This is a genomic window from Dyadobacter fanqingshengii (assembly GCF_023822005.2).
In the GTDB taxonomy this organism is placed as follows: domain Bacteria; phylum Bacteroidota; class Bacteroidia; order Cytophagales; family Spirosomataceae; genus Dyadobacter; species Dyadobacter fanqingshengii.
Genome location: NZ_CP098806.1, coordinates 867,734 through 888,611 on the forward strand (window position 1 = coordinate 867,734; position 20,878 = coordinate 888,611).

A 20,878-nucleotide genomic window follows, 5' to 3' on the forward strand; every position below is an offset into this window, starting at 1 on the left:
AATGATTAGAAAATTTATCTCCGCAACGCTGGTTGCATTGCTTTGCCTGGCAAAGTCTGTCTCGGCACAGACCACCAAATTGGTGAATCCGATATTGACAGGTTTTTATCCTGATCCGAGCGTGGTGCAGGTGGGCACGGACTATTATCTGGTCAATTCTACATTCTCTTATTTCCCCGGCATTCCTGTTTTTCACAGCAAAGACCTGAAAAACTGGAAACAGATCGGCAATGTCATTGACCGTGCTTCACAAATGGATTTCATGGGAGAAAAGCTGACAAGAGGACTTTTTGCGCCTGCTATCAGCTACCATAAGGGCACTTTTTACGTCACTTGCACGGACATTGATCATGATGGAAACTTTGTGGTTACTGCCAAGAATCCGGCTGGCCCGTGGAGTAATCCCATTCGTGTTCCACAAGCGCGCGGCATTGATCCGTCCCTGTTTTTTGATGAGGACAACAAGGCCTACATCATTTATAACAGCGACGCGCCTGACAGAAAACCGTTGTATTCCGGTCACAGAACGATCCGGATTTATGAAATTGATCCCGTTACTTTAAAGGTGATTGGTGAAGAAAAACAGCTGGTTAATGGTGGCGTGGATTTGAGCAAAAAGCCCGTTTGGATTGAAGCGCCGCACATTATGAAGCGAAATGGCTGGTATTATTTGTATGCAGCAGAAGGCGGGACTTCCGTCAATCATACAGAGGTCGTTTTTCGCAGCAAGTCGGTTTGGGGGCCATTTGTTCCTTATGAAAACAACCCGATTTTAACCCAAAAAGGATTGCCCGACGATCGCAAAGATCCGATCACTTCGGCTGGCCACGCGCAATTTGTGGATGGGCCGGATGGGAAAACCTACGCCATTTTCCTGGCCGTGCGGCCTTACGAAGGCAATTATTATAATACAGGCCGAGAAACATTCATCGCACCTGTGGAATGGAAAAACGACTGGCCGGTGATCAATCCGCCCAGCAACAATGCTGAATATCAATATAGTGTCAATTACAAGGAAGTAAAACAAAAAGACGCACTTCCGCAGGCAGGCAATTTTGAATACACATTGACATTCGACAAAAAGCTGGACCCGGCGTTGCTTTTCATGCGCACCATTGACAGCAGTTCCTTCTCATTATCAAAACAAAACGGCTTAACCATGAAGTTGAAACCTGAAACCATCATGGAATTAGTCAATCCTTCATTCATTGGAAAACGGCAGCAGCATTTATACTGCACCGCCGAAACGGAACTTGATTTTTCTCCTAAATCAGAAAAGGAAAAGGCAGGTCTGACAATTTTTCAAGACGAATCTCACTTTTACTTTTTGAGCAAATCGGTGGAAAATGGAAAACCTTTTGTGCAGCTTTTCAAAAGTGGTGCGGATGGAAAAAGCATGGAGCTGCTTGTCAAACAGCCTGTTACTGATGCTTTAAAACCTGTCAAACTGCGCATTGTAGCGGAAGGCGGTTTTTACAGTTTTTATTTTTCCAAAGGCGATGCGTGGGAGTTGCTTAAAGACAAAGTTGACGCCAAATTCCTGAGTACGGAAGTTGCAGGGGGCTTTATCGGATGCCTGTTTGGCATGTACGCAACTTCCTCAGGCGAGTCCACCACCAATTCCGCTTCATTTAAATACCTGAAATACAGCGGCAATGATCCCATGTTTAAAAACAAGTAACCGATTTATGCAAATGTTCATTTTTGAGAAACTGAACATTTAGAACTGATCGGGCCCAAGGAATAGGGATGGAGCATTTTTTGCTTTTAATAGATAGTCAACTGCTGGCGAAGGTTTTTTGCAGATCAATAAAATTTACCATTATGCTTAGAAATTGTCTTGTCCTTATCCTTTCTGCATGCGTTTCCATTAATGCTTTGGCACAAAAAGCGAAGCCGATACGCGTTTTGATCGTGGATGGGTTTAGTAACCACGACTGGAAGCAAACAACCGCCGTCACAAAATGGATATTGGAAGAAAGCGGGCGGTTCGCGGTGGAGGTCACTACGGTTCCGGCGGACAGTTTGGAAAGGAATGCTTGGAACCCGGATTTCAGCAAATATGAATTGATCATTCAAAATACCAACAACATTCAAAAGCCCAGTCTGCGCTGGTCAAGGCAAGCCGAAAAGCGATTGGAGGAATATGTGAAGAATGGCGGTGGTTTGTACATTCTTCATTCGGCTAACAATGCATTTCCTCATTGGAAAGAATATGACAAAATGATCGGACTGGGTTGGCGGCGGGCCTCGGAAGGATATGCGTTGGAAATTGACGCAACAAAAAGCATTACCCGGATCGCACCGGACGAAGGAAAAGGGACGGGCCATGGCGACAGGTTTAACGCATTGATCCAAGTTTTGACGCCACATCCCATCAATAAAGGATATCCGAATCAATGGCAGACGGCCAATACGGAAGTTTACTATTTCCCACGCGGACCGGCAGAAAACATTACCGTGCTTTCATGCGCTTTCGACAGCACGAGTACGAAAAAGATCTGGCCGGTGGAATGGGTTGTGAAATATGGCAAGGGACGGGTTTATAATTCAAGTTTAGGCCACCTTTGGAAAGGTGAAACTTACCCGCCGGCCTATCGCTGCATTGGTTATCAGACGACGGTTATCAGAGCAGCAGAGTGGCTGGCGACAGGAAAAGTAACGTTCCCGGTTCCTTCTAATTTTCCAACAGCGGTTACCCAGAGTCTGCGCCCGGAAGATTCGTTCAAAATGCCTTAGTATAACAGAAACGATCCATTAATGCTGAACCAATATCCTTCTTAAACCATGAAACGATTTTTATCTATTGTAATGAGCCTGATGCTGCTTGCATTCGCAAGCCTTGCGCAGGAGATTTTGAAAGAAATGCCCAAGGGTTATGACACTGTGCAATCGGGCGTGCCTGCGGGGAAGATTGATTCGGTTCAGTATCAGTCCAAAACGGTGGGGACAAAGCGTAAGGCGCTGGTTTACACGCCGCCTGGATTTGATAAAAAGAAAAAATATCCGGTTTTGTATCTTTTGCACGGCATTGGGGGGGATGAAAAGGAATGGCTGAAAGGCGGCAATCCGCAGCTGATCCTGGACAATCTTTATGCAGAAAAGAAAATCGAACCCATGATCGTGGTCATGCCAAACGGCCGGGCGATGAAGGATGATGCTGCGACGGGCAACATTATGGCGCCCGACAAGGTGGCTGCATTTGCCACATTCGAGCAGGATCTGCTGAAAGATCTGATCCCGTTCGTGGAAAGCAAATATCCCGTTTTGAAAGATAGTGAGCATCGCGCTATTGCCGGACTTTCGATGGGCGGCGGCCAGTCGCTGAACTTTGGATTGGGGAATCTCGATCAGTTTGCCTGGGTAGGAGGGTTTTCGTCTGCGCCGAATACGAAGGCTCCTGCCGAACTAATGCCAAACCCTGAGGAAGCAAAAAAGAAATTGAAATTACTGTTCATTTCCTGCGGCGATGAGGACCGGCTGATTACATTCAGCAAGCGCACGCATGATTATTTTTTTGAAAACAATGTTCCACACATCTTTTACATTGAGCCGGGCGTGCATGATTTCAAGGTTTGGAAAAATGGTTTGTATATGTTTTCTCAGTTTTTGTTCAAACCTGTGGATGTTCCTTCTTTGACCAAATACACCATTCTAGGTTCACCGGCAGCAACCAACATTCGCAATGTAAAATATCCGCAGATCCTGCCGGACAATCGGGTTGTTTTCCGCACCAAAGCGCCCAATGCACAAAAAGTGCAGGTCGATCTGGGGAAAAAGTATGATATGGTGAAAGACACTGCGGGCGTCTGGTCGGTGACGACGGATTCCATTGGCGAAGGTTTTCATTATTATTCACTGCTGATCGATGGCGTTGCATTAGCCGATCCCGCCAGCGAGACATTTTATGGAATGGGACGGATGGCGAGCGGCATTGAAATCCCATTCCGGGGCGGCGGCTATTATGCCATGCGCGATGTCCCGCACGGCGATATCCGCGTAAAAAAATACCTGTCCAAAGCCAGCAATTCCTGGCGTGAAATGTATGTATACACGCCTCCTGGCTACGACCAATCGACCGAAAAGTATCCCGTGCTTTATCTTTTACATGGCGGCGGCGAAGATCAGCGAGGCTGGGCGACGCAGGGTAAAACAAATCTGATCCTCGACAACCTCATTGCGGAAGGCAAAGCGAAACCGATGCTGGTGGTGATGATGGACGGAAACCCGGGCAGTCCGATGGGTCCGGGCAGTATGGCTACCGCTGGTGATGGCTTTTTGAAAATCTTCGAAAGTGAGCTGAACTTGGGGGCGATCCCATTTGTAGAAAGCAACTTCCGCGTGCAGGCCGATGCAGCCCATCGCGCACTCGCGGGCCTTTCCATGGGTGGCATACAGACGTTGTATGCAGGGGTGAAAAACACCGATATGTTCTCGTCCCTGGGAGTGTTCAGCTCCGGGTGGTTTGCCAACAACGATGCACTATCCGGCCCGCATTACGCATTTGCGAAGGACAATGCGAAAACCATCAACGGAAATCTTAAAAACTTCTGGATTTCGATGGGTGGAGAGGAAGATATCGCTTACAAAAACTGCAAGATCATGCTTTCGAAGTACGACGAGCTAGGCATTAAATACCAGTACAGCGAATATCGAGGCGGCCACACGTGGCCGGTTTGGCGACATGACCTATTCGGGTTTTCGCAGCTCTTATTTAAATAATATTTTCATCAACTCTGACATTAAATCATGGTAAAATCATCCCCATTAAAGTCTTGGGTGCAATGTATGGTTGTCTCGACCACATTGTTTTCGTCGCACCAGCTTTTCGCGCAAAAGTCCCTCAAAGAAGCATACAAAGATTATTTCCCAATCGGAGTCGCGGTTTCTCCCAGAAGTGTGACCGGCCCGGAGGCGGAACTCATTAAGCAGCAGTTCAATAGCATTACGCCCGAAAACGCCATGAAAATGGGGCCGATCCATCCGGCGAAAAACCAATACAATTGGAAAGATGGAGACGCAATTGTTGAATTTGGACAATCGAACGGCATCAAAGTCAGAGGCCACACATTATGCTGGCATAACCAGACGCCAAAATGGTTTTTTACAGATTCAACCGGCGCACAGGTTTCACGGGAAGAATTATTGGCCCGTTTGAAACAGCACATTACCGACGTTGTGACGCACTACAAAGGCAAAATCTACGCCTGGGATGTTGTGAATGAAGCCGTTCCCGACACGGGCAAAGGCATTTACAGGGAATCGAAATTTTACCAGATCATAGGTGAAGATTACATTCAAAAAGCATTCGAATATGCACATGCTGCCGATCCCGGTGCCAAGCTTTTTTACAATGATTACAACACCGAAAGCGCTGTTAAAAGGGAGAAAATCTATCAATTGGTAAAAAAACTGAAAGATAAAAACGTCCCGATCCATGGCGTGGGCTTGCAGGCACATTGGTCTATTTTCGAACCTACGCAGGCAGAACTTGAAAAGTCGATAACGCAGTTTGCGAGCCTGGGATTAGCGGTTCAGATCACGGAACTCGACGTTTCAGTACATCCCAAAGAGCACGAGCGCCGCGAAAGAAAAGCTGGCGATGAAAAGAGCGTTTTTACGCCGGAAATGGAGCAAAAGCAGGCAGCCCATTACAAGATGATTTTTGACACTTTTCGTAAACACAAAGGCACCATTACCGGTGTGACATTCTGGAATGTTTCAGACAAAACGACCTGGCTGGACAATTTTCCAGTTCCCGGCCGCAAAGATTATCCGCTGCTTTTTGACCAGAACTTTAAACCCAAAAAAGCGTTTGACGGCGTAGTGAATTTTTAAAAAGCGCTAGTTCTTTCCTTGTAAGCAAATGCGTTCCATTCAGTTTTTATTGTTGCTAATCTTTTTTTCCGGCTATACAGTCGGGCAAGTCCGCTTGCCCAAGCTGGTTGCGGATAACATGGTTTTGCAGCGCGACCAGCCGATCACAATTTGGGGATGGTCAGCGCCGAAAGAAAAGGTGACTGTAACATTCAAAAACAAAAGTAGGAGCGTGGTCACCGGCGCAGATGGCAAATGGGAAATTCAACTGCCGGCGCAGCCTGCCGGGACGGGTTTTGAGATGTTGATAATTGGCAAAAACCAGATCAGGATCAAGAATATCGCGTTTGGCGATGTGTGGCTTTGCAACGGACAGAGCAATATGGTCATTAACATGGAGCGTGTAAAGGAACGTTTTCCCGACGATATCGCTTCGGCCAGTTACCCGGATATCCGCAATTTTTTTATCCAAACAATCACCGATCTGAACGCTCCGCAGGCGGACTTCCCAAACGGTGAATGGAAAATGGCCAACTCCAAGGACGTGCTCAGCTTTGGCGCTGTTTCCTATTTTTTTGCAAGAGATCTTTATGATCATTACAAAGTTCCGATTGGAATCATCAACAGTTCGGTAGGAGGCACGCCGATCGAAGCCTGGATCAGTGAAGATGGTTATAGGGATTTTGCTGATATCCAGAAGGTTATCAATCAAAATAAAGATACTGCCTATGTGCAGGCCAGGAAGCAGAACAATTTAAACAACGCACCAAAGCAGCCCAAATCCACCGATTTGGGACAAACAGAACATTGGGAAAGCCTAGATTATCAACCGAAAGGCTGGCGTAACTTCAACATTCCGGGTTATTGGGAAGATCAGGGGCTGAAAAATCTGAATGGGGTAGTCTGGTTTCGCAGGGAATTTGAAGTGCCCGAAAGCTGGATCGGGAAGCCGGTGAAGCTTTATATGGGACGCATTGTGGATGCGGATCAGATGTTTGTAAATGGAAAAAGCATTGGCAATGTTACTTACCAGTATCCACCACGGCGCTATGAAATTCCGGCTGGATTGTTGAAAGCGGGCAAGAATACATTTGCGATCCGGGTTACGAATACAGGCGGGAAAGGCGGTTTTGTGCCTGATAAGCCTTACTTCATGACAGCCAATGATCAGCAGATTGATTTAAAAGGAACCTGGCAATATAAGGTCGGACAGGTTTTTCCACCAATGAAAATTGCTGATCCTAGCAACATTCCATTCGTCGCGCAAAACCAGCCTGCTTCACTGTACAATGCAATGATCGCGCCGGTGTTGCCTATGAAATTGAAAGGTTTTCTCTGGTATCAGGGCGAGTCTAATGTTGATGAACCAGATGCTTACAATGTGCTTTTGCCAGCTTTGATCAATGATCGGCGGAGACTTTGGAATGATGAGAATTTACCATTTCTAGTGGTGCAGCTCCCTAATTTTCAAGACATTGATTTTACACCCGCAGAAAGCAATATGGCGTTGCTACGGGAAGCGCAGAATAAAGCTTTAACATTAAAAAACACGGCTGTAACTGTAACATTGGATCTGGGAGAATGGAACGACATTCACCCGCTGAACAAGAAGGATATTGGAAAAAGACTAGCCCTGTCTGCCAGAAACCTGGCTTATGGGGAGAAAAATGTCATTCATAGCGGCCCGACATTGAAATCGCAAAGCATTGAAGGCGACAAAATTATCCTGACTTTCGACAATGTTGCCGATGGCATAAAATCCATGGACGGAGAAGCATTGCGCTGGTTTTCGATGGCCGATGATGATCAGAAATTCGTTTGGGCTAATGCAAAAATTTTGGGTAAAGATCAGATTGAGTTATCCAGTGAAAGTGTAAAGACGCCCAAATATATTCGCTACGCATGGCAGGATAATCCCGAAGGAATCAACTTTTACAATTCAGCAAATCTTCCGGCCTCGCCTTTTCGCACGGACGGCGAACAACTGGATGAAACCAAACCCTGGAAAGGGAAGAAATGTGCCGTTGTACTAACCTATGACGATGCATTAAATGTTCATCTGGACAATGTGGTTCCTGCGCTGGATTCTCTCAGCTTGAAAGGCTCTTTTTACTTGACTGCATCTTCCGACGCGGCGCGTAACCGGATCAAGGACTGGCGGGCGGCCGCCGCCAACGGACATGAACTGGGGAATCACACCGTTTATCATCCCTGTGACGCAACCGGGCCGGGTATGAGCTGGGTGAAACCTGAGTACGATCTCAGCAAATACAGCCTTGCCAGAATTCAGGATGAGATTAGAATGTGCAATGCTTTTTTGAAATCCATTGATGGCCAAAGCAAGCGCACGTTTGCTTTCACCTGCGGACATAAAAAAGTGGCGGAAGGCGAATTTATACAAACCCTTTCAGATGAATTTATAGCGTCGAGGGCAGTAAGGCATGAAATGCATTCGATTGAGGAGCAGAACCTGATGGACATTGATTGCTATGCTATGGCGGGCGAAACCGGGGAAGAGCTGATCGAATTGGTTAAGGAGGCGCAGCAGAATGGCAAATTACTCGTTTTCCTCTTCCATGGCGTGGGCGGAGAACATGCATTAAATGTATCCAACGAAGCGCATAGCAAATTGCTGCATTACTTAAAGGAGCATGAAAAGGACATTTATATAGATACAATGCGCAATGTTGCTGAGCACATTCAAAATGTGAAAAAATAATTTTTGTAAATACGAGACATGACCAGAGGCTTCTTACTACTCTTTTTCAGCTTGATCTTCCTTGGTTCACCATCATTGGCAGCTGGTCCATTATCTGCCGATGGTGATGACGGATATCAGTTGTGGCTAAAATATGAGGCTGTTACTAACCCGACCATTAAGGCCGAATATTTGAAATACACAGCATTTATCGGGCAGCCAACCGAAGGTAAGATCCTACAAAGTGCATCCCAGGAGCTGCAAACGGGGTTGAAAAAGCTTTTAGGTAAAACGGTCAACATTACAAATTCATTTGGCAGCCGTTCAGGTGGAATTGTTTTTAAAATAGAAACGGGTGCAGATTCTGCGCAAAAACCGGAGGGTTATCAGATCAAATTGTCGGGCGGCAATATTGTTGTTAGTTCAAAAACTGAGCAGGGAATCTTGTATGGAACATTTGCGCTGCTGCGGCATATGCAAATGCAGGAAACTATCAAGGGTTTAAGCATTGCCAGCAGCCCGAAAGTGCGTTATCGGATGCTGAATCACTGGGATAATCCGGATGGCACGATCGAGCGCGGTTACGCGGGACAATCGCTTTGGAAATGGTACGAACTGCCTGAGCGCGTGGACCCGCGTTACGAGGATTATGCCCGGGCCAATGCGTCTTTGGGAATCAATGGAACTGTGCTGAATAATGTGAACGCCAGTGCGCGGTTTATGTCGCAGGAATACATTGTCAAGGTTGCAGCGGTTGCCAATGTGATGCGAAAATATGGGATTAAAACTTATTTGTCGGTATATTTTGCTGCACCCAAGACATTAGGCGGACTTCCCACTTCCGATCCGCTCGACCCGCAGGTTCGTGCGTGGTGGAAAGAAAAAGTGGCTCAGATCTATAAAGAAATTCCGGACTTTGGCGGGTTTTTGGTGAAGGCCAATTCAGAAGGGGAGCCAGGCCCGCAGGATTACGGCCGGACGCATGCCGACGGTGCCAATATGCTGGCCGAAGCATTCAGACCCTATGACGGCATTGTGGTCTGGCGGGCATTTGTTTACAAGGCCGATCCCAATGCGGACCGGTTCAAAGCGGCTTATGAGGAATTTGTGCCGTTGGACGGCAAATTTGATCCCAAAGTAATCGTGCAGGTAAAAAACGGTCCTATCGACTTTCAGCCCCGTGAACCATTCTCTCCTTTGTTCGGAAATATGCCGAAAACGCCGCTGGGCGTGGAGTTTCAAATCACGCAGGAATATTTGGGCTTTGCTACGCACGCTGTGTATGAAGCGCCCATTTTTAAAGAATGTCTGGATTCGGACACTTTTGTTAATGGTTCTGGATCAACTGTGGCGAAAGTCGTGGACGGAAGTTTACACGGTTATGCGCGTACGCTCATGGCGGGTGTGGCCAATACAGGAAACAGCCGCAACTGGACGGGCCATCCGCTAGCGCAGGCGAATTGGTATGCATTCGGAAGACTGAGTTGGGACCATCAGCTGAGTTCGGCGCAGATAGCCCAGGAATGGGTCGCGCTGACTTTAACACGAAATCAAAAAGCAGGCGAGCACATTACGGCATTAATGCTGAGATCGCGGGAAATCTACGTCGACTACAACACGCCGATCGGACTTTCGCGTCCGTGGATGGGCGTTCACTTCGCCCCCGAACCCTGGCAAAACAAAGGCTCCCGGCCCGACTGGACAGCTGTATATTACCACCGGGCCGATTCAATTGGGCTAGGCTTCGACAGAACCGCGTCCGGAAGCAATGCACTGGCGCAGTACCGGCCGGAAGTGCAACAGCAATGGAATAACCCCGACAAAACGCCTCTTCCTTATTTGCTATGGTTTCATCATGTACGCTGGGATCAAAAATTAAGCACCGGACGCTCGCTCTGGGAAGAACTTTGTACCCGATTTTACACCGGCGCGGATTCTGTTGTATGGATGCAGCAGCAATGGGACCTGGCGAAAGAAAATCTTGATACACAGGTTTATGCCGATGTGGCGGAGCGGTTGAAGGTTCAGCGGCGAGAAGCGCTTTGGTGGAGAGATGCCTGGGTGTTGTATTTACAAACATTTGCCAGACAACCTGTTCCTGCAGGTTTTAACCCGCCCAAGCAAACATTGGATGAAATCAAGAGATCCGTCAATGTATATCTGATGCGATAAGGCTCACTCTACTCCGAGAATAACAAATTTTTCATAAAAAGTTAATATTTTCTTTAAGTGTAGCATTGACAGATATTGAAAAGATATTATATTTGTTTATTGGATACATCTCATTAAAAATTAGATTAACCGTAGCTTTTTATTGCTGTCATCGTTCGCATTACAGTTTCTCGTAAGGGAAAATTTTGTCCTGTTCAACAAGTGTCATCTAAACATTTAAATCAACGCTTATGAAGAATCGATTACAAGTGTTTTCTTATCTCCGGGCTAGTTGGCTGAGGGGTTCTGCGCTTTTCATGCTGCTGTCTATGCAGTTGGTGTACGCCGGAACTTTTGCAGATCAGCAGGTTGCCGGAAAAGTTACGGCTGATAATGGCGAGGCCTTGCCGGGAGTGAATGTAACTTTAAAAGGCAGCAATACGGGCACAACCACGGACACCAAAGGGGAGTTCTCAATCAATGTTCCTTCGGAAAATAGTGTGCTGGTATTCAGTTTTATCGGCTACATGAAGCAGGAAGTTGTGGTGGGCACCAAAACCCGCATTGACATTCGCTTAGCCGCAGAGGATCAGGCTTTGGAAGAAATGGTGGTGATCGGTTATGGTTCGCAAAAGAAATCATCCCTGACCGGAGCCGTATCGTCGGTTTCACCCAAAGAACTGACCGCATTACCCGTTGTCAGCGCTGAACAGGCCTTGCAGGGTAGGGTGCCGGGCGTTCGGGTGGTTAATAATGGTAGCCCGGGGCAAACACCGGTCGTACGTATAAGGGGTATCGGTTCAATTAATTACGCCTCCGGACCACTTTATGTGATCGACGGAATCCCTGCCGGCGATCTGAACAACCTGGATCCAAAGGACATTGAATCATTAGAGGTGTTGAAGGATGCAAGCTCGGCCGCCATTTACGGGTCGCGGGCTTCCAATGGTGTAATCATCATCACCACCAAAAAAGGTTCGAAAGACGGCAAGCTGCACGTAAACCTGGATACTTACTATGGCACACAATCGGCCTGGAAAAAGCTCGATGTGCTTAATACAGACCAGTATATTCAGTATGCGACAGCACTGCTGGGAAATGCAGGCATCGCGATGCCGGGCCGGTTGACAGATCTGAACCAGCCTATTTATCAGGGGGCTACGCAAACATTTGCACAAACAAATACCAACTGGCAGGATGTGATGTTCCGCAGCGCGCCCATCCAGCAGCACCAGATTTCAGTGTCGGGCGGCAATGCTGTTTCCCGTTTCTTTACGTCTGCGGGCTATTTTGATCAGGAAGGGATTTTAATTGGTACAAATTACAAACGTGCCAATGTACGCCTCAACTCAGACCATCAGGTTGCCAAATTTCTGAGCATAGGACAGACCTTAACCGTCTCATTTGATAAATCTCGCGGTGAACAAGGCTTTGGAGGAGGACGCACGGCTGTGATGCAAATGATCCGTAACCTGCCTTACTGGCCTGTTACAGATCCCACGAAACCAGGTGGTTACAGTTCCCCAACCGCTGCGGATGGCAGTGACCCGGACAACCCGGTCCGCATTGCACTGATGGATGTTACACGCAATCAGCGTTTGAAATTGCTTGGATCGTTATTTGCCGAAGTTCGATTGGCCAGCTTTCTGAAATACCGTTTCAGTTTTGGTGCAGATGTCGTTTCCGCGAACACCGTTAATCAGTTTCCTATTTATAATGATGGTTTTAAATCCCGTACTCAATATGAGATCCAGGATAACCGCACCAATTTCTTCTCACCTGTGCTGACAAACCAGCTGACATTTGAAAAGAATTTTGGCAAACATTTGCTGAACATTACGGCGATCGTTGACAAGCAAACTTTCCGCACCAGCACGCTGAACGGATCCGGTTACCGCCCAAACAACGACATAGACGAATTGCAAGGTGCTTCCAACCCGAATGCCACAAGCACACTGGACGAAAGTTCGCTAATCTCTTATGTGGGACGTTTGAATTATGAATATGCAGGAAAATATCTGTTAAGCGGCTCTATCCGCCGCGACGGATCTTCGCGCTTTGCCCCGGGAAACAAATGGGGAACATTCCCTTCGCTTTCGTTGGGATGGCGTATCAGCGAAGAGGAATTCCTGAAATCTGTTCCTGAAATTTCTGAGCTGAAAATTCGCGCGAGCTACGGACAAACCGGTTTTAATGGAATAGGAAGCTACGCATGGCAGGCACTCGTGTCGGCTGACAACAGCAATTATGTTTTCGGTGGGAATAAAGTGCTGGGATCTTATTTCAGTTCACTCGCCAATACGCAGCTGAAATGGGAAAGTACAACCATGACTAACCTGGGAATAGACCTGGCTTTGTTCAACAACAGCGTCACATTTACCGCAGAAACTTATCGGCGTAATACGGATGGGTTATTGTTGCAAGTGCCGATCCCCAATTCGGTGGGTTACTCAACCTCGCCTTTGTCCAACATTGGAAGCATGAAAAACTGGGGCTATGAATTCCAGTTGGGTTACAGCAAAAACGACGGCGATTTCAAATGGAATGCTTCTGCCAATCTGGACATTACCAGAAACAAAGTGCTGAGCCTTGCAACCGAAAGTGCTACGCTTTTCTCAGGATCCAATGCAGATTTCGGAGGTTCTGATATTACAAAAACGGAGGCCGGACATCCGATTCAGTCATTCTTTGGATGGCAGGTGGACGGCATTTTCCAGAACAAAGGTGAAATTGATGCCGCAAATGCACTGGATGGAGATGACAAAACCAAATATCAGGATGCGGCAGCTCCGGGAGATATCCGGTTTAAGGACCTGGATGGCGATGGCCGGATCACGCCTTCTGACAGGGCTTATCTGGGTAGCTTTATTCCAAAGTTCAGCTACGGCGCCAATTTGGGAGGAAGCTATAAAAACTTCGACTTTACATTATATCTGCAAGGTGTTCAGGGAAATAAAATTTACAATGGAACGAAGGTGATCGAGCAGGGAATGCTGCGATTGTTCAATGCGGGAACGGATGTGCTGAGCGCATGGACGCCAACCAATACGGATACGGATGTGCCAAGAGCGATCAGTGGTGATCCTAATAACAACAGCCGTTCGAGTGACCGTTTTGTAGAAAACGGCTCATATATGCGGATCAAAAACCTGAGCATTGGCTACACAATTCCTGTGAAAATACTGTCTGCATTGACGAAAGAAACGATTACCAAAGCGCGTTTCTATGTTTCAGCGACTAACCTGCTGACCTTCACCAAATATTCGGGACTGGATCCTGAAATTGGCGTGAATGGTTCTTCTACGGACACAGCAACGCAGCTGATCAACGGGATCGATTACGGTATGTATCCGCAGCCAAGAACCCTCCAAGTGGGATTGAGCGTAGGGTTTTGACATTAAAACTTTTATAAAATGAAAAAGAAACTAATCATCATATACGCCTGTCTGTTTGGAATTGTGTTCGCCTGTAATGATGACACTCTGGAAAAGACAAACCCCAATGGCGTGACCGTGGAAGGTTACTACAAAAACGGGGCTGAGCTGAACAGTGGCGTTACGAGTGTGTATTCCATGCTCAAATCCAATAACCTCGTTGCCAGGGAATGGTTCTTTCTGCACGACCTGCGCAGCGACGATGTAGCGGCAGGCGGCGGGCAGCTCGAAACCCCGCGTAACCAGCTGCTGCTCGGGACGCATGACACCAGCAATTCTGTTTTGGGAACGGTTTGGCTTGCTTATTACCGTTTGATCCACCGCGCCAATGCAGTCGTGGACAACTCCGAAAAAGTAACAGACCTTGCAGATGGCGACAAGAAAAGGTTGCTTGCGGAAGCGCGTTTTCTGAGGGCTTATGCTTACTACGAGCTCGTAAGTCTTTGGGGTGATGTGCCGCTTTATAAAAATTATGTACTAACTGTCGACGGCAGTTTGCCACGTTCTCCGGCGGAAGAAGTATACGCCTTCGTGATCTCCGAATTGCAGGCGATCCAGGCTGATCTTCCATTGACTTACGATGCAGCGAACCAAGGCCGGGTGACCAAAGGAGCCGCCCAGATGCTTCTGGCAAGGGCACATATGCAAAAAGGTGATTATGCCAATGCCAAAATTGAGTTGCTTAAAGTTTACAGCTCAGGCGTTTATGCGCTTGTGGATAACTATAATGATAACTTTTTGGAAGAGACTGAATTTAATAAAGAGTCTATTTTCGAGGTTAACTTCTTTCCTTCGGGCGGTGTATACAACTGGGATGGTGACGGAAACGGCGCCACGGCCGGAACTGAAACGGTGCGTACGCAGGAATATTCGGCCATTGGATGGCGTAATGTTATCCCGTCGAACAGTCTGCTCTCGGAATTTGAAAAAACCAAAAAAGGCGACGCCAAAACCGACCCGCGTTATGAGGACTCTTTCTATTTCACAGGAGAAAAATATAACAAAGGCGCTAATACATTAACAGATGGCCAGCAGAATGGTAACGCCTCCGTGGTGGATGGTGTGACGCAGAAAGTAAGCTGGCAGAAATATTCGCTGATGTATAAAATGAATGAATCATTCCTGACCGGGGCGATCAACCAGCGGATCATGCGTTTTGCGGAAACAATTCTTTCGCTTGCCGAGGTTGAAAATGAGTTGGGAAACACGGCACAAGCAGTGAAATATCTGAACTTGATCCGCGCGCGCAAGAGCGTGAGCATGCCAGCCTATCCAACGTCAAGATTTCCTGTTTCAAACAAAGACCAGGTCTTCGCAGCCATTGTCCACGAAAAACGCGTGGAGCAAAGCGGCGAACAAATCCGGAACAGGGACATTGTAAGATGGAGGAAGCTGAACAAGCAAAAAGCTGAGCCACTGACCTATTTCCAGGCTAACAAGCACGAATTGCTGCCCATTCCGCAACAGGAAGTGGATAACAATGCGAAGATCGAGCCGGGCGATCAGAATCCTGGGTATTAGTAAGCTCGTCATCACACCTGTCACCCCGAGCGGAGCGGCCGCCGCTGCGGTCGAAGGGAAGGAGCAGGACGCTTTGGCATCCTGCTCCTTCCCTTCGGCTCCGCTCAGGGTGACAATCCAATAAAAAGCAGCATTTCACATATGCATAAGACCGCCCTTCTGATCTTACTCCTTGTTCTTTCCTTCTCCTGCAAAGACAAGCAGGAACCCTTGTTCACGTCACACAAATCAACAGAAACCGGAATCAAATTTTCCAATACATTAACCCCCAATGACTCTATCAACCCTTTCACATTTACCAACTTTTATAATGGCGGTGGGGTCGGGATTGGGGATGTGAATAATGATGGGAAGCCGGATATTTTCTTTGGCGGGAACCAGGTGAGCTGCCGGTTGTATTTGAGCAAAATTGATACACTCACTAAAAAATGGGCATTTGAGGATATAACTGAGGCGGCTGGCGTGAAAACAAACCGCTGGTGCACGGGGATTTCTATGGTCGACATTAATCAGGATGGCTTGCTGGACATTTATGTTTCCGTGGCAAAACACATTAAGATTCCTGCCGCAGACACTGAAAATTTGCTTTTTGTGAACCAGGGTCCAGGGAAAAATAAGGCGCCGGTTTTTAAGGAAATGGCCAAAGCATATGGTTTGAATGATGCTTCATTCACGGTTCAAACTGCGTTTTTCGATGCGGATCTGGACGGCGACCTGGATGCGTTTATGATGAATTCTGCACCCGATCTTCAAAACCCTAATTATCTCCGCAAGACATACAATGATGGCTCGTATCCAAGCACTGGAAAACTGTATCGCAACGAAGGCACGGGCGCAAACGGAATTCCCGTATTCACCAATATATCCAAAGATGCAGGCATAAAATACGAAGGGTTGGGCCTGGGTCTGGCAATAAGTGACTTAAATAAAGATGGTTACCCGGATATTTACTGCTCCAATGACTTCATCAGCAGCGACATATTGTATCTGAACAATGGCGCTAAAACTACGGCAGCGCCCGGCTTTGACAATGTGATCCGTGAGGCAACGGCGCATACCAGTTTGTTTGGAATGGGGCTGGATGTGGCCGATATCAATAACGACACTTACCCGGATATTTTTCAGCTGGATATGCTTCCTGAAGATAATTTTCGTCAAAAGAAAATGCTGGCGGGACAGGATTACGACCGGAAGGAAATGAGCATTTCGGACCAGTATGGTTACCAATTGCAGTACATGCGGAATATGTTGCAACTGCACCAGGGGCCAGCTCCGGGAGATGGCGGAATGCCGGTTTTCAGTGAAATTGGTTTGTTGGCGGGAATCGCTAAAACCGATTGGAGTTGGGCGCCGCTGATTGCGGATTTTGATAACGACGGACAAAAAGACATCTTCATCACCAATGGTTACCGCCGCGACGTGACGGACCGTGATTTCATCCAGTTTAAAGAAGATTTTTCAAATTTTGGCACCAATAACTTCAAGCAGCAGAATGCATTGGAACTGATCAAAAAAGTGCCTGAGGTGCAGATCGCCAACTATGCCTATAAGAACGCAGGTAACCTCACATTTTCCAACACTTCCGAAGATTGGGGACTCGACGAACTTTCCTATTCCAACGGAGCCGCCTATGCCGATCTGGACGGTGACGGTGACCTGGATCTGGTTGTCAACAACATTGATTCCGAAGCATTTATATATCAAAATAACAGCCGGGAAAAAGGAACATCAAATTTCCTGAGCATTGCATTTGAGGGAGCCAAGGGCAACTTATCCGGGATCGGCAGCAAGGTGACAATCTGGACTGGTAAGGCGAAGCAATATGCCGAATTGAGTGTTGTGCGGGGATTTCAGTCTTCGGTGGATCCGATATTGCATTTTGGAGTCGGGGATAAAACTTTGATTGACAGTCTGGAAGTTGTGTGGCCGGGGGGGAAATCGCAAAAACGCTATAAGATTGTTGCGAACAAGCGGTTGACTTTAAGTCAGCGAGAGGCATTGGATTCAGGAAAACTTGTCTTAATTAAACCGCATTTAAAACCCTATTTTACTGATATTACGAAACAGGTAAACATTGGTTTCCAGCATGTGGAAGGCAATTTTGTTGATTTTAAACAAACGGCCACCATGCACAAAATGCTGTCCAAAAGCGGTTTCGCGATTGCGTCGGGCGATGTGAATGGAGATGGTTTGGATGATGTTTTCGCAGGTGGGAGTTATCGCGGTGGTAAGCCGACGATTCTTCTGCAAACCGCCAACGGTCGGTTTGAAAAGCGCATTGTTTCCCAGGATTCTTTGCATGAAAATGCTGCCGCTGTTTTCCTGGACGCCGATCGGGATGGCGACCTCGATCTGCTGGTTTCCAACGGAGGGAATGAACTGCCCGCGACGGAGAAGGCTTTTTACAATGTGCAATTGTATCGGAATAATGGTAAGGGAAACTTCTCACCAGCAGCTAAGAATGTCTTTCCGGACATTTCGCTAAGCAGTTCCTGCATGGTAACCAATGATTTTGACAAAGACGGCGATCTGGACATTTTCATCGGCGGGCGCAGCGTTCCGGGCAAATATCCGCTTCCTGCCAGCAGTTATCTGCTTAGGAATGATTCCAAAAACGGACAGCCGCATTTTACCAATATAACCTCCCAATTTTGTCCTGAACTCCTCAACGTAGGCATGGTTTGCGATGCATTGTGGGCGGATACGAATCAGGATGGGTTCGACGATCTTGTGCTTGCGGGTGAGTGGATGCCAATCCGGATCTTTGAAAACAAAAAAGGCAAATCACTGCAATCTCAAAAAGCGCCAAATGGGTTGAACAATTTTACGGGCTGGTGGAACAGTCTTGCAGCCGGTGATTTTGACCACGATGGTGACATCGATTTCATTGCCGGAAATGAAGGATTAAACACATTCTACCGAGCCTCTGAGAAGGAGCCGATCAAAATTGTCGCGAAAGATTTCAACGGCGATGGCACTTTCGATCCGCTGATGGGATATTTTATCCAGGATCAACGCTACCCGAGTGTGCCGCGCGACGCATTAAATCAGCAAGTGATTCAGTTTCGCCGCAAATTCCCCCATTATGCAGACTATGCGCAGGTAACTTTTGATAACCTGCTTTCCACTGAGGAAACCAAAGATGCATATGCAGCCGAGGTAACTTACTTGCAGAGTGCCTATATGGAGAACGTGGGCCAAGGAAATTATAAGATACACGCGTTGCCGGTTGAAGCGCAGAAATCGCCTGTTTTCGGGATCGTAACGGGTGATGTAAATGCAGACGGCCACGAAGATGTGATCCTGACAGGCAACTTTTATCCCAATGAAGTCAATATGGGCAGGCAAGATGCTTCGACCGGGCTGCTGCTTTTGGGAAATGGAAAAGGAAAATTCACTCCAACAAATTGCGCCACAAGTGGATTAATGATCCACGGCGACGCCCGAAAAAGTATTTTCATCAAGAGTAATAATCGGGAAAAGTGGCTCCTTACCGCTATCAATTCGGACGTTATTCAAGTTAATAGGCTAAATAAAATCAAATAATGGAGAAAAGGTGTTCATGCAACCATTATCCATGTTGCCGGCTCAATTACGCTTCACTTCTGCTTTTCGCATAGGCATGGCATCGATCAGGCCGAACAATTTTTCAGCCTTTACGATTTCGTCGGATCGTAACTTTTCACCGCCGTCGCGGCCGATCAGGAGAAATGTAAACTTGCTTGTGCTGTCGATTTCCCATTTTCGCCATTCGGAGCGATTTTCCTCATTATAAGGGATGGATTTAATCTTGATATCCCGCTCGTTAATGCCTTTCTGAGATGCGCTGAGCGTCTCTACCTGCGACTTCCATATTGCTTCACCGCTTTCAGTGTAAAAAAGCAGAACCTTGCGTGGTTGATCGGCCATGAGCGATGCGATGAGTATTAATCCCAATAGTGTTTTCATAACTGCATTGTCAAAAAAAGTCTGCCAATGATGAAATCAATAAGGCAGTCACATTGGCTATTTTCGTGTCACGTGAGAAGTTCAGCACACATTAATATAGCATCCTTCCGAAAGTGATCTACATCACGTAACGCCCTGCGGATTCCTGCGCTCCTTTGTGCTATCAAATTATTAACTGATAACATAAAGAAAATGGAAACAAAAAGATTTGCAGTCGAAGGTTCGCAAAGCAGCATCGACTGGACAGGAAAAAAAGTTACAGGCGCACATAATGGCACCATTGACATTAAAGCGGGCGAACTGCTGTTAAATGATGGGAAGTTGGCCGGAGGAAATTTCGTCATCGACACAACTTCAATCAAAATTCTGGACATTACTGATCCGGGTTATAATGCACAATTTGCAAGCCACCTGTTTTCAGCGGATTTTTTCTCGACAGAAGATTTTCCCGAAGCGCAATTTGTAATTACTGAGGCAGATCACCTCGCGGGTGAGGGCTATTTGATCACTGGCGATCTGACCATTAAAGGTATTACACACGAGATCTCCTTCCGGGCCGAGGTACATGTTTCGGGTGACAGGATCACTGCTGCCGGCAAAATCGTGGTTGATCGTACGCACTACGACATGAAGTTCCGTTCAGGTAACTTCTTCACCAACCTGGGCGACACGCTCATTTACAACGAATTTGAACTTGAAGTACAATTGACTGCATTCGCAGTCCTTTAAGATTCACAATGATGCCATAAGTAACAAAAACCGGCGCATACCGGCTAAACTGAAAGCACAATGACTAATCACACAGATCACGCAGCGGCTATTGCTGCTGTATTATCGGACTATTTTAAGGGGGTTTTTAAAGGCGACATTAACCGCCTCCGCAGCGTATTTCACCCGCAGGCACTGGTGGCCGGAGATGTGAACGGACAAGGTTATTTCAAAACACTGGAACAATATCTCGACGGTGTTAAGAACAGAAAAAGCCCTTTTGAACTTGGGGAAAGCTATCGCATGGAAATTATTTCCATTGAAGTCATCAACCTGATCGCTGTTGCAAAGCTCCGTCTGCCCATGTTTGAATTTAATTATTACGATCTGTTGTCGTTGACGATAGTTGATGGAAAATGGGTGATTGTGAACAAGTTATTAACCAATGTATCCGTCGTCCCGGGTGATATCTCCCCACAGGCCAGTCAGGAATAGCAGTAGTCGGCTACGGCTTGATAGAGAGAATGTCCTGATACTTTTCTTCCGGAAAAAATATAATAGACACATGCCAGTAGCATGTGTTTTTTTACCTTTACATTAT

Annotated in this window: 13 protein-coding genes; 12 read left to right on the plus strand and 1 reads right to left on the minus strand. The window is 46.9% G+C overall.

Annotated features, from left to right (window positions below; translation table 11 throughout):
• The first annotated feature begins 1 nt into the window (after position 1).
• The 10 genes from NFI81_RS03535 (at position 2) to NFI81_RS03580 (ending at position 19,167) form a co-directional block, all read left to right on the plus strand.
• The gene (locus NFI81_RS03535) at positions 2-1,681 is read left to right on the plus strand and encodes a glycoside hydrolase family 43 protein (protein ID WP_234614170.1); all 1,680 of its coding nucleotides are present in this window, start codon (positions 2-4) and stop codon (positions 1,679-1,681) included.
• A 143-nt stretch (positions 1,682-1,824) separates the two neighbouring features.
• Positions 1,825-2,739: a ThuA domain-containing protein gene (locus NFI81_RS03540; RefSeq protein WP_234614169.1), complete on the plus strand. Its 915-nt coding sequence runs from the start codon at positions 1,825-1,827 to the stop codon at positions 2,737-2,739.
• 48 nt (positions 2,740-2,787) lie between these two features.
• Positions 2,788-4,722 (plus strand): alpha/beta hydrolase-fold protein, encoded by a 1,935-nt coding sequence (locus NFI81_RS03545; protein WP_234614168.1) that lies wholly within the window; start codon positions 2,788-2,790, stop codon positions 4,720-4,722.
• 66 nt (positions 4,723-4,788) lie between these two features.
• Positions 4,789-5,838, plus strand: a complete 1,050-nt coding sequence (locus NFI81_RS03550) for an endo-1,4-beta-xylanase (RefSeq protein ID WP_234614901.1) — start codon at positions 4,789-4,791, stop codon at positions 5,836-5,838.
• Between the two features lie 28 nt (positions 5,839-5,866).
• Positions 5,867-8,536, plus strand: a complete 2,670-nt coding sequence (locus NFI81_RS03555) for a sialate O-acetylesterase (protein ID WP_234614167.1) — start codon at positions 5,867-5,869, stop codon at positions 8,534-8,536.
• A gap of 18 nt (positions 8,537-8,554) precedes the next feature.
• Positions 8,555-10,687, plus strand: coding sequence for an alpha-glucuronidase family glycosyl hydrolase (locus tag NFI81_RS03560; protein ID WP_234614166.1), 2,133 nt, complete (start codon positions 8,555-8,557; stop codon positions 10,685-10,687).
• A gap of 230 nt (positions 10,688-10,917) precedes the next feature.
• A complete protein-coding gene (locus tag NFI81_RS03565; RefSeq protein WP_234614165.1) occupies positions 10,918-14,061 on the plus strand; it encodes a SusC/RagA family TonB-linked outer membrane protein in 3,144 nt (1,047 codons plus the stop codon).
• Positions 14,062-14,079: 18 nt separating this feature from the next.
• Entirely contained in the window at positions 14,080-15,621 is a 1,542-nt protein-coding gene (locus tag NFI81_RS03570) for a RagB/SusD family nutrient uptake outer membrane protein (RefSeq protein WP_234614164.1), read from the plus strand.
• On the plus strand, positions 15,581-15,745 hold the full coding sequence (locus NFI81_RS03575; RefSeq protein ID WP_234614163.1) for a hypothetical protein: 165 nt from the start codon (positions 15,581-15,583) through the stop codon (positions 15,743-15,745). The genes NFI81_RS03570 and NFI81_RS03575 overlap by 41 nt, the downstream gene beginning before the upstream one ends.
• A gap of 17 nt (positions 15,746-15,762) precedes the next feature.
• Positions 15,763-19,167, plus strand: coding sequence for a VCBS repeat-containing protein (locus tag NFI81_RS03580; RefSeq protein WP_234614162.1), 3,405 nt, complete (start codon positions 15,763-15,765; stop codon positions 19,165-19,167).
• A 42-nt stretch (positions 19,168-19,209) separates the two neighbouring features.
• On the opposite strand, the gene NFI81_RS03585 is transcribed toward NFI81_RS03580, so the two are convergent.
• Entirely contained in the window at positions 19,210-19,569 is a 360-nt protein-coding gene (locus NFI81_RS03585) for a DUF4174 domain-containing protein (protein ID WP_234614160.1), read from the minus strand.
• A gap of 192 nt (positions 19,570-19,761) precedes the next feature.
• Here NFI81_RS03585 and NFI81_RS03590 point away from each other — a divergent pair, with 192 nt between their 5' ends.
• Together NFI81_RS03590 and NFI81_RS03595 are read left to right on the plus strand one after the other, a co-directional pair.
• Positions 19,762-20,298 carry a YceI family protein gene (locus tag NFI81_RS03590; RefSeq protein WP_234614159.1) on the plus strand — a complete coding sequence of 179 codons (537 nt, stop codon included), beginning with the start codon at positions 19,762-19,764 and terminating at the stop codon, positions 20,296-20,298.
• Positions 20,299-20,358: 60 nt separating this feature from the next.
• Positions 20,359-20,772 carry a nuclear transport factor 2 family protein gene (locus NFI81_RS03595; RefSeq protein ID WP_234614154.1) on the plus strand — a complete coding sequence of 138 codons (414 nt, stop codon included), beginning with the start codon at positions 20,359-20,361 and terminating at the stop codon, positions 20,770-20,772.
• Positions 20,773-20,878 lie beyond the last annotated feature (106 nt).